Genomic DNA, 12,853 nt, shown 5'->3' with positions numbered 1-12,853 from the left:
GTTCCGTGCTGTTCAGCTCACGGTGACGGCCGGCTCCCCCGACCCCACGCCGTCCTGCTCCATCTGCTCGGCGAGCTTCATCGCCTCTTCGATCAGCGTCTCGACGATCTTCGACTCGGGGACGGTCTTGACGACCTCGCCCTTGACGAAGATCTGCCCCTTGCCGTTGCCGGAGGCCACCCCCAGATCGGCCTCCCGTGCCTCGCCGGGTCCGTTGACCACACACCCCATGACGGCGACCCGCAATGGCACTTCCATGCCCGTAAGGCCGGCCGTGACCTCGTCGGCGAGTTTGTAGACGTCGACCTGCGCGCGTCCGCAGGACGGGCAGGACACGATCTCCAGCCGGCGCTGCCGCAGCCCCAGCGACTCGAGGATCTGGATGCCGACCTTGACCTCCTCGGCGGGCGGGGCCGACAGCGACACCCGGATGGTGTCGCCGATGCCCCGCGAGAGCAGCGCGCCGAAGGCCACCGCCGACTTGATCGTGCCCTGGAACGCCGGCCCCGCCTCCGTCACCCCCAGGTGCAGCGGGTAGTCGCACTGCTCGGCGAGCTGCCGGTACGCCTCGATCATCACGACCGGGTCGTTGTGCTTGACGGAGATCTTGATGTCCCGGAAGTCGTGCTCCTCGAAGAGGGACGCCTCCCACAGCGCGCTCTCCACGAGCGCCTCGGGGGTCGCCTTGCCGTACTTCTGCAGCAGCCGCCGGTCCAGCGACCCGGCGTTGACGCCGATCCGGATCGGGGTGCCGTGGTCCTTGGCGGCCTGCGCGATCTCCTTGACCCGGTCGTCGAACTGCTTGATGTTGCCGGGATTGACGCGTACGGCGGCGCAGCCCGCCTCGATGGCCGCGAACACGTACTTCGGCTGGAAGTGGATGTCCGCGATCACCGGGATCTGCGACTTGCGCGCGATGGTCGCGAGCGCGTCCGCGTCGTCCTGCGTGGGGCAGGCGACCCGGACGATCTGGCAGCCGGACGCGGTGAGTTCGGCGATCTGCTGCAAGGTGGTGCCGATGTCCGACGTGCGGGTCGTCGTCATCGACTGCACCGACACCGGGGCCCCGCCCCCGACCGCGACGGGACCGACCTGGATCCGGCGCGAGGCGCGCCGCTCCGCGATCGGCCGGACCGGTACCTCGGGAACGCCCAGCGGGATGGCGGTCATGGTGTCACTCCCGGTTTCCGGAGACCGTCTCGCGCATGGCGCGCAGGGACTCCTTCAGCGATCCCATGGTGGCGAGGACGGCGGTGGGCTCGTAGCCGCAGTGCGCCATGCAGTTGGCGCAGCGCGGGTCCTTGCCGCGGCCGTACTTGTCCCAGTCGGTGTCCTCGACCAGTTCCCGGTACGTCGGCACATAGCCGTCGCTCATCAGGTAGCAGGGGCGCTGCCAGCCGAAGAGCGAGTAGTTCGGGATCGCCCAGGCGGTGCACGGGAAGTCGACCTTGCCCTCCAGGAAGTCCAGGAAGAGCGGGGAGTGGTTGAGCCGCCAACGGCGCCGGTTGCCGCCCGCGAAGGCCTTCTTGAACAGCTCGCGGGTCTGCTCCACGCCGAGGAAGTGCTCCTGGTCGGGAGCCTTCTCGTAGGCGTAGGCGGGCGAGATCATCATCTCGTCGACCTTGAGGTCGTCGTTGAGGAAGTTCAGCACCTCGATGATGGTCTGCGGGGTGTCGGTGTTGAAGAAGGTCGAGTTGGTGGTCACCCGGAAGCCGCGCCGCTTGGCCTCCTTGATCGCCTCCACGGCCTCGTCGAACACGCCCTCCTTCGCCACCGACTCGTCGTGCCGCTCGCGCAGCCCGTCGATGTGCACCGCGAAGGCGAAGTACGGGGAGGGCTTGAACTTGTCCATCTTCTTACGCAGGAGCAGGGCGTTGGTGCACAGGAAAACGTACTTCCGCTTGGCCACCAGCTGACGCACGATCTCGTCGATCTGCGGGTGCATCAGCGGCTCGCCACCGGCGATGGACACCATGGGGGCGCCGGACTCCAGCACCGCCCCCACGGCCTGCGCGACCGGCATCCGCTGCTTGAGCACCCCGGCCGGGTGCTGGATCTTGCCGCACCCCTCGCACTTGAGGTTACAGGCGTACAGCGGCTCCAGCTCGACGATGAGCGGGAACTTGTCCCGTCGGCGGAGCTTCTGTTCAGCCAAGTATGTAGCGACCTTGATGGACTGTCGGAGCGGCATGGCCATATGGCTCACCTCCTGGGGAGCAGCAAGGAACGGTGCCATTCGAAGAAAGCGGGAAGGACGGAACGAAGGACACGGAAAGCCGATATTCCACCGCGCACCGTGCCGATCCGGACGAGTTCATGTTCTGGAGCGTCCACGACCACCCGGACGGCCGCAACCGGGCGCACTCCCGCGCGCACGGCGCTCAGAAGCGTGGCAGCCGACTCCATGTCGACCGCGATCGCGCCGGTCGCGCGCAGATCGGACCGTTCGTGACCGCGCACGACGTGGTCGGAGCCGGTGAGCGGCCCGGTGTGCACCGTCCGCCCGGGCACCGCGCGGCCCAGCTCCTTGACCAGCAGGTCCGTCCCGACGCAGGCGGTCGTACCGCGCGGGTCGCGGGTCTCCTCGGCGACGACCAGGTCACCGGGGTGCATGCCGGGCGCGAGCCCCGCGCAGAAGCCGGTGGCCAGGACGGCGGCGTCGCGCAGGGCCGGGTCGGCGAGCATTCGGGTGACGGACCGCTCGGCCGCCGCCGGCCCCATGCCGGTGCGCAGCACGGTGACCGGCCCGCCGGCGCCGCCACGGTCCCCCGCGCGCAGGGCGAGCTGCTCGATGCCGAGCGCGCAGGCGATCAGCAGCGGGGCCGGAGCGGGCTGTGTGCTCATTCAGCTCCCTTGGCCTCGGCGAGCGGCATCCCGGTCTCTGCGCTCTTCCCGGCCTCGGCGAGCGGCTTCCCGGGCGCCCCGCTCCCCTGGTGCCGGTCGGCGAAGGGTTCTCCGTGCAGGTACCGGCCGAGCGCGGTGAGCGGGAACACCTGCCGGTAGAGGTGGTAGTTGATCGAGAAGTCCCACGGGAAGCCCGTCCCCGTGAAGTACGGCTCGTCCCAGGAACCGTCCTCCCGCTGGGTGGCGGCGAGCCACTCGATGCCGCGCTCGACGGCCTTGGAGTTCCGCTCCCCCGCCGCGAGCAGGGCCATCAGGGCCCACGCCGTCTGGGAGGCGGTCGAGGCGCCCCTGCCGCTCCACTCCCTGACGTACTTGTAGGAGCGCAGGTCCTCGCCCCAGCCGCCGTCGTCGTTCTGGACCGACTCCAGCCAGGTCACGGCCCGGTGGATCGCCGGGTGCGCGGCGGGGATGCCCGCGGCCACCAGAGCGGGTACGACGGACCCGGTGCCGTAGACGTAGTTGACGCCCCAGCGCCCGAACCACGAGCCGTCGGGCTCCTGTTCGGCCAGCAGCCACTCGATGCCGCGCCGGGTGCGCGGGTCGTGGGCGAGGCCCTCCACCGCGAGCATCTCGACGACGTGGGCGGTGACGTCGGCGGAGGGCGGGTCGATGACCTCGCCGAAGTCGCAGAACGGCAGCCGGTTCGGGAACGGGCTGGTGTTGTCGACGTCGAAGGCCGCCCACGCGCCGTTCTTCGACTGCATGCCGAGGGTCCAGCGCACGCCGCGCCCGACGGCCTTGTCCACCCGCACCGGGTCGTGGTGGGTGATCCGGCGCAGCGCGAGGATCACCTCGGCGGTGTCGTCGATGTCGGGGTAGTTGTCGTTGTGGAACTCGAACGCCCAGCCCCCGGGCGGCAGTCCGGGCCGCTGCACCGACCAGTCACCGGGCCGGACGATCTCCTCGCCCAGCATCCAGTCCGCGGCCTTCACCAACTGCGGGTGGTCGGCGGGCAGTCCGGCGTCGACCAGCGCGATCGCGGCCAGGCAGGTGTCCCACACGGGCGACTGGCAGGCCTCGATCATCCGGGCCCCGTCCTCGCGCCACACGGCGAACCGGTCCAGCGAGGCGAGTCCCTCGCGCATCACGGGGTGCTGGAGGTCGTAGCCGAGCAGGTGCAGGGCGATGATCGAGTACACGGCCGGGGGCTGGATGCCGCCCCAGCAGCCGTCGTTCTCCTGCCGCTCGATGATCCAGCGGGCGGCGCTGTTCATCGCGGCTCTGCGCAGCCTGCGCGGCGCGACCTTCCGCAGGGCGTGCAGGCCCTTGTCCATCCGCTGGAAGGCGCCGTCCCAACTGAACGCTGGGGCAAGGGGCTTGGAGGGGTTCGGTTGGGACGGATCGCTGTGCAGCTCGTCCAGCGGGAAGGGCGCGGGGCGTACCGGCCGCTTCGCGGAGACGATCGTCAGCGGGACGATGGTCTGCCGGGCCCAGCAGCCGAAGTCGTAGATGTTGAGCGGCATCCACTTCGGGAAGTAGATGAGCTCCGGAGGCAGTTCGGGCAGGTCCTCCCACTTCCACCAGCCGAACAGGGCCAGCCAGATCCGGGTGAAGACCCGGGCGGCGGCGATGCCGCCCTGCTCGCGGATCCAGGCGGAGGCCTTCGCCATGTGCGGTGCGCCGGGCTCGTCGCCGGCCAGGCGGAGCGCGACGTAGGCCTCGATGGTGGCGGAGAGTTCGCCGGGGCCGCCGTAGAAGGTGCCCCACGTGCCGTCCTCGCGCTGCTCGCCGCGGATGAAGAGGGCGGCGGCCTGTGTGGTCTTCTCGTCGCGGACGCCCAGGAACTGACGGAGCAGCAGGTCCTCGGCGTCCATCGTGACGTTGGTCTCGAGGTCGCCCTTCCACCAGCCCTGGGCGTCCTGGCGCGAGAGCAGGAAGTCCGTGGCGCGCTGTACGGCGCGGGCGGCGGCTTCTGGTACCCCGGCCGCCGCGGGGGTGTCGGTGTCGGTTTCGCTGGCCGCGGCGGCGCGGGGTGGCAGGGCCCCGGTGCTTCCGTCGGTCGTCGCTGTCATGGCTTCCCCTTCGTGCAGTGGTGCAAGGTGTGCAGCTGCTGTGGGTCCGCCGTCGGCCGGTGCTCCGTGGTGTCTCGCGGCACCGGCCGGCGACTACGCGAGGGCTATTCGACCGATAATGATCATCTCTTTCGTACGACGACGAAGTCCGCGAGCGCCGTGAACTGCTCCCGCACCCGGTCGGGCATGTCGACGGCGTCGAGGGCTTCGATGGCGATGGTGTGCTGACGGCGTGCCTCGTCGGCGGTCCACTCGCGGCCGCCCGCCTCCTCGATGAGGGCGGCGCGGGCCGCGAACTCCTCCTCGGAGAAGTTCTCGAAGTCGCTGCTCTTGGCGTCGGCGGCGAGGATCTCGCCGAGCCGCTCGGAGGCGGGGCCGCCCGCCGCGAGCGCGGCCACGACCGGCAGCGACTTCTTGCGCTGGCGCAGGTCGCTCCAGGTCTGCTTGCCGGTGGAGACCGGGTCGCCCCAGATGCCGAGGAGGTCGTCGACGGCCTGGAAGGCGAGGCCCAGGTGGTAGCCGTACTTCTCCAGCGTGTCGGCGGTGCGGTCGTCGGCGCCGCCGAGGACGGCACCGATGGAGCTGGCGCAGGCGAGCAGGGCGCCGGTCTTGTTGCCCTCCATGTCCAGGCACTCCTCGACGGTGACGCGGTCGCGGTGCTCGTAGGAGATGTCCTGGGCCTGACCGTCGATCAGGGCACGGGTGGCGGTGGTCAGACGGCGGGTGGCGCGACCGGCCTCGACGGTGCCCAGTTCGAGGAGCACCTCGTTGGCGAGGGCGAACAAGGCGTCGCCGACCAGGATGGCCTGGGCGGGGCCGTGCACCTTCCAGACCGTGTCGCGGTGGCGGCGCTGTTCGTCCCCGTCCATCAGGTCGTCGTGGAGGAGGGAGAAGTTGTGGACGAGCTCCACGGCGACGGCACCGGGGATGCCGGTCTCGGGGGCGGCCGACATGACCTCGGCGGACAGCACCGCGAGGGCGGGGCGCACGGCCTTGCCGCCGTCCCCCGCCGCGGGCCGGCCCTGGGCGTCGATCCATCCGAAATGGTAGGCGGCAACAGTGTCCATGGGAGGTGCCAGGCGGTCGATGACCGCCCGCAGTACCGGAGTGGCCAGGGTCCGGCCGCGCTCCAGGAGCGCGGTCACGTCCACCGCGGTCTCTCGAGCGGCCTTGGAGGCCGGGGGCACAGTGGGCACAGTCTCTCCTCTTGTTGCGGTACCGGGGGTGCGGGGGCCGCCTGCCGCGTTGCGTCGGTCGAGCATCACGCCGCCTCCTCGAACTCGAAGAGGTGGCGGGGGCGGGGCCGGCCCAGGGCGCCCAGCACGGCGTCCGCCGCACCGACGCCACTGCGGACCGCACTCTCCATGGTCGCGGGCCACCCGGTGGCGGTCCACGCTCCGGCCAGGTACAGGCCGGATGCCTTGGTGCGGGCGCCGGGCCTGAGGCGCCCGACTCCGGGAGTGGGAGCGAACGTCGCGGTGCGCTCCCGGGTGACGAAGAAGTCCTTCACTTCGGCGCCGCGGGTCAGGGGCAGCAGCCGCTCCAGCTCGGGCAGGTACCGCTCGCGCAGCACGGCCACGGGCTCGTCGATCTCGTCCTGGGCCGCCGACTGGGACACGGCGAGGTACTGCCCCGTGCGCAGCCCGGACGCCTCGGTCCGGTCGAAGACCCACTGCACCGGGGTGCCGAGGGCCGTGAAGAAAGGCCGGGCGAGCACCTTCCGGTCGTACACCACATGGACGTTGAGGATGGGCGCGGTGCCGATCTCCAGGAGCCGCTCGGGCGCGTCGAGGGCACCCGCGGGCAGCAGGTCGTGCGCCTCGCGCTGCGGTACGGCGAGCACCACCGCGTCCGCCTCGAGCGTCTCGCCGGGAACCCGGACGCTCCACCCGCCTCTCCCGTTAAGGGAGACGGAGGTGACGCGGGTACGGACCTCGGTACGGACGCCCGCGGAGTCGAGCGCCTTGCGGGCCAGCCGGTCGTGCAGGTCGCCGAGCGGGACCTTCGCCCAGCCGATGTCGGCCGCGCCCGGGTCGGACAGCAGACCGGTCTTGAACACCATCGCGGCGAGCCCCAGGGAGGCGTCGCCCGCGACCGCGTTGAGGGTGGCGACCCCGACCAGGTCCCACAGGGCCTCGACGGCGCGCTTCGACTGGCCGTGCGCGGCCAGCCAGCTGCCGAAGTCCTGCGTGTCCAGGGCCGGATCGGCGAGGTCGAGTCCCTTGAGCGCGAACGCGGCCCGGCCCACCTTGGCGCGGTCGGCGAGTGACAGATGCGGGTAGGTGGCGAGGCTGCGGCCCAGGTGCAGGGGCACGGGCAGCGCGTCGCGCCGCAGCCTGCCGAGCCGCCGCCCCGCGGGCCGAGTGACGTCCAGGACGGGCACGTCGAGCCGGTCCTGGAGCGGAGCCAGCGCCGCGCCCTCGATGCGGTCGAGGAACCAGCGGTAGGCGGTGCAGCAGCGCAGGTACACATGCTGTCCGTTGTCGACGGTCAGCTCGCCGCGCTGGAAGGAGAAGGCCAGACCGCCGAGTCTCGGCCTGCCCTCCAGCAGGGTGACGCGCACTCCGGCGTCGGCGAGCGCGAGCGCGGTGGTGACACCGGCGAGCCCGCCGCCCACCACGACGGTGTGCCGCCCGTCCGCGACCGGTCCCCGGGATCCCGTGCCGTGGGTCATCGTGCACCCTCCCCTGCGCGGCGGCCGTACTGCTCGAACGGTGCGCGACCGACCGTCTCCGTCAGGGACGCCGTCCCACGCCGGAGGGTTGCCCGCCGCTTGTCTCCGACGGTCTGGCCGAGAGGGGCGTCGTGCCCGCGCTCGCCCGCCGACGCAACGCAGGCCGAACCACCCGACCCCGCGCCGACAACCGCCACGCACCCCCGCCGACGGACCAGAAAGAACACCGGCTCGGCCTCACGACAGGCCCGCGAGGCGCGCGGCACCGCGGTTTCCGACGCTGTCCGGCAGCGCAGGACTGCACCCGCGCGGCGGGCGTGAGCCCGGTCGCCGGTGGCGTCACCCTGGACCGGTTCGTTCGTCACGCGCGCCTCCTGACGGCCCGTCGGGTCACATGGCGGGCGTCGAGGCCGGACAGGCCGCGCACGGCGACATAGGCCTTCTCCCGGCCGGGCAGGGAGACGCGGCCGCGCAGCACGGCCTCCGGGTCGCGCTCGATGCGGTCGAGGAGGCGGCGGTAGATGCCGGCCATGGCGGCGACGCAGGCACCGCTGCGCCGGTCGAGCATGGGGAGCAGCCGGTAGCCCTCGGCGAAAAGAGCACGGGCCCGTCGCACTTCGAAGTGCACGAGGCCCGCGAAGTCGGAGCCCTCCGGTGGCCGCGGCCCGCTGAAGCCGGCCGAGCAGCCGAACTTGGCGAGGTCGTCGGCGGGCAGATAGGTGCGCCCGCCCACGGCGTCCTCGCGGACGTCCCTGAGGATGTTGGTGAGCTGGAGCGCGAGCCCGAGCGTGTCGGCATACTCCGGCGCGCGGTCCACGCCGCGCGCCCCCGGTTCCGTGCCGAAGACGCCGAGCGAGAGCCGCCCGATGGCGCCCGCCACACAGCGGCAGTAGACCTTCAGGTCGTCCCAGGTCTCATAGGTCTCGCCGCGTACGTCCATCAGGACGCCGTCGATGAGTTCGTCCAGGCCGCCGAGCGGGATCGGGAAGTGCCCGGCGGCGTGCGTGAGGGCGACGGCGACCGGGTCGGTGTCGTCCTCCTCCACCTCGCCCTCGCGGATCCGGGTGAGCAGCGTCCGGGTCTCCTCCAGCCTGGCCACCTTGACGTCGTGGGCGAGCGCACCGTCGCCGATGTCGTCGACCCGCCGCGAGAACGCGTACAGCGCCGACATCGCACGGCGCTGGGGCGTCGGCAGCAGCCGGATGCCGTAGGCGAAGTTACGGGCCTGCCGCCCGGTGACGGCCTCGCAGTAGCTGTAGGCGGCGAGTACCGGCGGGGATGCGTGTGGTTCCGACTCCACGGTCCGGATCACCCCTCTCCTCGCAGAGTCACGCCCACCTCACGCAGCAACTGGACCTTGCCGGGCTTGGGCGGGCCGGGAAGTACGTCGTAATCGGCGGCGGCGATCGCGCGGACGGCCGCCCTTCCCCCCGCCACGAACCCTGCGAGCAGCAGCTTCAACCTGCCGTGGACGCTTCCCACCAGGGGGGCGCCTTCATTCAGGAGATCCAGGGCCCTTTGCGCTTCGTACGCAATCAGCGCACGGACCGACGCTCCAGCGGATTTCGTGGCGAGGTCCGCCTCCTGGACGTGAAAGCGTTTCATGTCGGCTGCGGGCAGGTAAACGCGGTCGCGGCCGAGGTCCTCGGCCACGTCCTGGAGGTGCTCGACGATCTGGAGGGCCGTGCAGATCATGTCGGAGCGGCGGATCCGCTCGGGCGTCGAGGTGCCGGTGACGGCAAGGACGAGACGGCCCACGGGGTTGGCGGAGAGCTCACAGTAGGCGAGGAGGTCGTCGTAGGTCTCGTACCGGCCGATCAGCTGGTCCTGGCGGTTGGCCGCGATCAGGCCGAGGAAAGGCTCGGGGGGCAGGGAGCGGCGGCGGACGGTCGGCTGGAGGCGGCGCAGCAGGGGATGACGGGGGGTCGAGTCGAAGACCCTGCGCAGATCGGCCTCGAAGGCGTCCAGCAGGACCAGCCGGTCCTCGGCCTCCTGCGGGGACACGCCGAGCAGGCGGGCGTCGGCGCCGCCGGGGGCCAGGTCGCCGTCGCCGATGTCGTCGACGAGACGGGCGAAGCCGTAGACGGCCATGAGGTCGGCGCGCCAGGCCCGGGGCAGGAAGAAGGGGGCCACCGGGAAGTTCTCGCCCGCGGCCTTGTCGAGCGTGCCGCGCTCCGGATCGAGGGCGCGCGCCGTGCCGGTTCCCGTCACCGCCGACTGCCCGGCGCGAGGACGGCACGTGCTGCGTGGAGCTGGGGAGTTTCCGTAGCCATTGCCGTCACATCTCCCGTTCTACACCGCCGACCCAATACACACTATTTCGGACACGCCGCCCAGCCGTCCGCACGGCGGTGCGGCGAGCGATGTCGCGCATTATCGCCCTGATTGCCGTGTTTCGAGACCGGTACAGCTTACGTTGTACAACGCATCGAGGTTCGCCAGGGTGTCCCGCACATCACGAGAACACACCGATTGGCCCCAAGATTCCTAAGTAGGGCCGGAGTTGACGCTTCTTTTGCAGACGCAGGGCCCCGCCGGAACAGTTCCGGCGGGGCCCTGGCCGAGCCGGGCTACTTGCCGGTGAACTTCTCGTACTCCTTGAGCACCTCGTCGGTCGGGCCGTCCATCCGCAGCTCACCGCGCTCCAGCCACAGGACGCGGTCGCAGGTGTCGCGGATCGACTTGTTGTTGTGACTGACCAGGAACACGGTGCCGGCTTCCTTGCGCAGCTCGCGGATGCGCTCCTCGGAGCGCTTTTGGAACTTACGGTCGCCGGTGGCCAGGGCCTCGTCGATCATCAGGACGTCGTGGTCCTTGGCGGCGGCGATGGAGAAGCGGAGGCGGGCCGCCATGCCGGAGGAGTAGGTGCGCATGGGCAGGGTGATGAAGTCGCCCTTCTCGTTGATGCCGGAGAAGTCGACGATCTGCTGGTAGCGCTCCTTGATCTCCTCGCGGGACATGCCCATGGCGAGCCCGCCCAATATGACGTTCCGCTCGCCGGTCAGGTCGTTCATCAGGGCCGCGTTCACGCCGAGCAGCGAGGGCTGGCCGTCGGTGTAGACCTTGCCCTGCTCGGCGGGCAGCAGACCGGCGATGGCGCGCAGCAGTGTCGACTTGCCCGAGCCGTTGGAGCCGATCAGGCCGATGGCCTCGCCGCGGTAGGCGACGAAGGAGACGCCGCGCACGGCGTGTACCTTGCGCACGCCCCGTGCCGCGTCGTCGGAGCCGCGCTTGAGGATGCGGCTGAGGGCGGCGGTGGCGCTGCCCTTGCCGGTCTTGGCGCCGTTGACGCGGTAGACGATGTGCAGGTCGTCCGCGACGACGGTGGGAATCCGCGCGTCCGTCTTGTGCTCAGCCACGGCCGTACCTCTCCTCCGCCTTCCAGAAGTACACGAAGCCGCCGAGCGCGAAGAGCAGGGCCCAGCCGCCCGCGGCCGCCCACACGTGGTCGGGCAGGTACTTCTGGTCGTAGCTGTCGATGAGGGAGAAGCGCATCAGGTCCATGTAGATCGCGGCCGGGTTCCACTGGAGGACGTTCGAGATCCAGTCCGGCTTGTCCTTGAGGAAGATCGGAATGGAGAACATCACCCCGGACGCATACATCCACGTGCGCATCACGAACGGCATCAGCTGCGCGAGGTCCGGGGTCTTGGCGCCCGCCCGGGCCATGATCAGCGCGAGGCCGGTGTTGAAGCAGAACTGGAGGGCGAGCACCGGCACGATCAGCACCCAGGACAGGTCCGGGTAATGGCCGAAGCCGACCGCGATGGCGAACAGCACGATCATCGAGAACAGCAGCTGCTGGAGCTGCTGGAGCGCGAAGGAGATCGGCAGCGAGGCGCGCGGGAAGTGCAGGGCACGGACCAGACCGAGGTTGCCGGAGATCGCCCGCACGCCCGCCATCACCGAGCTCTGGGTGAAGGTGAACACGAACACGCCCGTGACGAGGAACGGGATGTACTCCTCACGGGTCATGCCCCGGTCGGCCTCAAGGAGCAGGCCGAAGATGAAGAAGTACACAGCCGCGTTCAGCAGCGGTGTGGCCACTTGCCACAGCTGGCCGAGCTTGGCCTGGCTGTACTGGGCCGTCAGCTTCGCCTGGGAGAAGGCGAGGATGAAGTGCCGCCGCCCCCAGAGCTGACGGACGTACTCGATGAGGGACGGCCGGGCGCCGCTCACGCTCAGCCCGTACTTGGCGGCGAGCTCCCTCGCCGTGAGTCCCTCGTCGGGCGCCACGGGCGCGCTCACCGCGACCGTGGCGTCGTGCGTTGTCTCACTCACTAGTGGAAACTTTCGTCTTCGAGATGCGCGGCCTGTGCCGGCCTGTATGAGCCGGGGGCCAGGGTACGGCCCGGGAGCTCCCGGATATTCCCGGATACGAGCTTGTCAGATGACGGGGGGCCGGCCCAGTCGGGTCAGCCGCCACACCGTACGCCACTTCATGGGCCGGCGGGGCCCGCACGGGGTGGTCCAGCCCTCGCGGAATCCGCCGAACCAGGCCCGCAGGGCGGAGCGGGAGGGACGGCGTACCAGGGTGAGCAGCAGCCACACGCCGAGGTAGACGGGGACGAGGAGCGCGGGGAGGTTGCGGCGGGCCAGCCAGACGCGGTTGCGGGCGACCATGCGGTGGTAGACCGCGTGCCGCGAGGGAGCGGTCGTCGGGTGGTACAGCACCATGTCGGACCGGTAGTCGATCATCCAGCCCGCGTCGAGGGCCCGCCAAGCCAGGTCGGTTTCCTCGTGAGCGTAGAAGAATTCGTCCGGAAGTCCGCCGACGTCGGCGAGGACCCGGGTGCGGACGGCGTTGGCGCCGCCGAGGAAGGTGGTGACCCGGGAGGAACGCATCGGGTCGGAGGCCCGCAGCCGGGGTACGTGCCGGCGCTGGGTGATGCCGGTGTCCGGGTCGGCTATGCGGAAGCTGATGATGCCGAGCTTCGGGTCGGCCTCGAAGGCCTTCCGGCACAGCTCGGCGGTTTCGTGGCCGGCCAGCAGGCCGTCGTCGTCGAGGAACAACAGGATGTCGACGTCCCGGCCGGCGGGGCCGAAGGCCTCGATGCCGACGTTGCGGCCGCCGGGGATGCCGAGGTTCTCGGGCAGTTCGATCGTGCGGACGCCCTCGGGGACGTCCGGGACGGGCGAGCCGTTGCCGACGACGACCACCTCGACGGGGTCGCCGTCCTGCTTGGCGACCGAGTCGAGCAGGGCGCGCAGCTCGTCGGGGCGGTTGCCCATGGTGATGATGACGGCGCCGACCTTCATGCCG

12 protein-coding genes are annotated in these 12,853 nt (G+C 70.8%); all 12 read right to left on the bottom strand.

Features of this window, described 5'->3' with window-relative positions; all coding sequences use genetic code 11:
* Positions 1–12: 12 nt before the first annotated feature.
* The 12 genes from ispG to ACIBNA_RS10840 all read right to left on the bottom strand — a co-directional run bounded on the left by ispG (position 13) and on the right by ACIBNA_RS10840 (position 12,849).
* The gene (gene ispG, locus ACIBNA_RS10895) at positions 13–1,170 is read right to left on the bottom strand and encodes a flavodoxin-dependent (E)-4-hydroxy-3-methylbut-2-enyl-diphosphate synthase (protein ID WP_399164886.1); all 1,158 of its coding nucleotides are present in this window, start codon (positions 1,168–1,170) and stop codon (positions 13–15) included.
* Between the two features lie 4 nt (positions 1,171–1,174).
* The gene (hpnH, locus tag ACIBNA_RS10890; RefSeq protein WP_059423944.1) at positions 1,175–2,197 is read right to left on the bottom strand and encodes an adenosyl-hopene transferase HpnH; all 1,023 of its coding nucleotides are present in this window, start codon (positions 2,195–2,197) and stop codon (positions 1,175–1,177) included.
* Positions 2,198–2,202: 5 nt separating this feature from the next.
* A complete protein-coding gene (locus ACIBNA_RS10885; RefSeq protein ID WP_399164885.1) occupies positions 2,203–2,844 on the bottom strand; it encodes a 1-hydroxy-2-methyl-2-butenyl 4-diphosphate reductase in 642 nt (213 codons plus the stop codon).
* A complete protein-coding gene (shc, locus tag ACIBNA_RS10880) occupies positions 2,841–4,916 on the bottom strand; it encodes a squalene--hopene cyclase (RefSeq protein WP_399164884.1) in 2,076 nt (691 codons plus the stop codon). Before shc ends, ACIBNA_RS10885 begins: the two co-directional genes overlap by 4 nt.
* 122 nt (positions 4,917–5,038) lie before the next feature.
* Positions 5,039–6,178 carry a polyprenyl synthetase family protein gene (locus ACIBNA_RS10875; RefSeq protein ID WP_399165032.1) on the bottom strand — a complete coding sequence of 380 codons (1,140 nt, stop codon included), beginning with the start codon at positions 6,176–6,178 and terminating at the stop codon, positions 5,039–5,041.
* The gene (hpnE, locus tag ACIBNA_RS10870; protein ID WP_399164883.1) at positions 6,178–7,590 is read right to left on the bottom strand and encodes a hydroxysqualene dehydroxylase HpnE; all 1,413 of its coding nucleotides are present in this window, start codon (positions 7,588–7,590) and stop codon (positions 6,178–6,180) included. Before hpnE ends, ACIBNA_RS10875 begins: the two co-directional genes overlap by 1 nt.
* Positions 7,587–7,787: a DUF6380 family protein gene (locus ACIBNA_RS10865; protein WP_399165031.1), complete on the bottom strand. Its 201-nt coding sequence runs from the start codon at positions 7,785–7,787 to the stop codon at positions 7,587–7,589. The genes hpnE and ACIBNA_RS10865 overlap by 4 nt, the downstream gene beginning before the upstream one ends.
* A gap of 164 nt (positions 7,788–7,951) precedes the next feature.
* Positions 7,952–8,902, bottom strand: coding sequence for a presqualene diphosphate synthase HpnD (hpnD, locus tag ACIBNA_RS10860; RefSeq protein ID WP_399164882.1), 951 nt, complete (start codon positions 8,900–8,902; stop codon positions 7,952–7,954).
* Positions 8,899–9,801 (bottom strand): squalene synthase HpnC, encoded by a 903-nt coding sequence (gene hpnC, locus ACIBNA_RS10855; protein WP_399164881.1) that lies wholly within the window; start codon positions 9,799–9,801, stop codon positions 8,899–8,901. Before hpnC ends, hpnD begins: the two co-directional genes overlap by 4 nt.
* A 359-nt stretch (positions 9,802–10,160) precedes the next feature.
* Positions 10,161–10,949, bottom strand: coding sequence for an ABC transporter ATP-binding protein (locus tag ACIBNA_RS10850; protein ID WP_399164880.1), 789 nt, complete (start codon positions 10,947–10,949; stop codon positions 10,161–10,163).
* A complete protein-coding gene (locus ACIBNA_RS10845; protein WP_399164879.1) occupies positions 10,942–11,871 on the bottom strand; it encodes an ABC transporter permease in 930 nt (309 codons plus the stop codon). The genes ACIBNA_RS10850 and ACIBNA_RS10845 overlap by 8 nt, the downstream gene beginning before the upstream one ends.
* Positions 11,872–11,976: 105 nt before the next feature.
* Positions 11,977–12,849: a glycosyltransferase family 2 protein gene (locus ACIBNA_RS10840; RefSeq protein WP_399165030.1), complete on the bottom strand. Its 873-nt coding sequence runs from the start codon at positions 12,847–12,849 to the stop codon at positions 11,977–11,979.
* Between the last annotated feature and the right edge of the window lie 4 nt (positions 12,850–12,853).

The sequence above is a fragment of the Streptomyces sp. NPDC050164 genome, from assembly GCF_044459945.1.
GTDB lineage: Bacteria > Actinomycetota > Actinomycetes > Streptomycetales > Streptomycetaceae > Streptomyces > Streptomyces coeruleorubidus_A.
The sequence above is the reverse complement of the archived record's forward strand: the minus strand, read 5'-3'. Positions and strand labels throughout refer to the sequence as shown.

Excerpts from the sequence above, each read along its gene's own strand:
- ispG (WP_399164886.1), bottom strand. The coding sequence starts at position 1,170 with ATGACCGCCATCCCGCTGGGCGTTCCCGAGGTACCGGTCCGGCCGATC.
- hpnH (WP_059423944.1), bottom strand. The coding sequence starts at position 2,197 with ATGGCCATGCCGCTCCGACAGTCCATCAAGGTCGCTACATACTTGGCT.
- ACIBNA_RS10885 (WP_399164885.1), bottom strand. The coding sequence starts at position 2,844 with ATGAGCACACAGCCCGCTCCGGCCCCGCTGCTGATCGCCTGCGCGCTC.
- shc (WP_399164884.1), bottom strand. The coding sequence starts at position 4,916 with ATGACAGCGACGACCGACGGAAGCACCGGGGCCCTGCCACCCCGCGCC.
- ACIBNA_RS10875 (WP_399165032.1), bottom strand. The coding sequence starts at position 6,178 with ATGCTCGACCGACGCAACGCGGCAGGCGGCCCCCGCACCCCCGGTACC.
- hpnE (WP_399164883.1), bottom strand. The coding sequence starts at position 7,590 with ATGACCCACGGCACGGGATCCCGGGGACCGGTCGCGGACGGGCGGCAC.
- ACIBNA_RS10840 (WP_399165030.1), bottom strand. The coding sequence starts at position 12,849 with ATGAAGGTCGGCGCCGTCATCATCACCATGGGCAACCGCCCCGACGAG.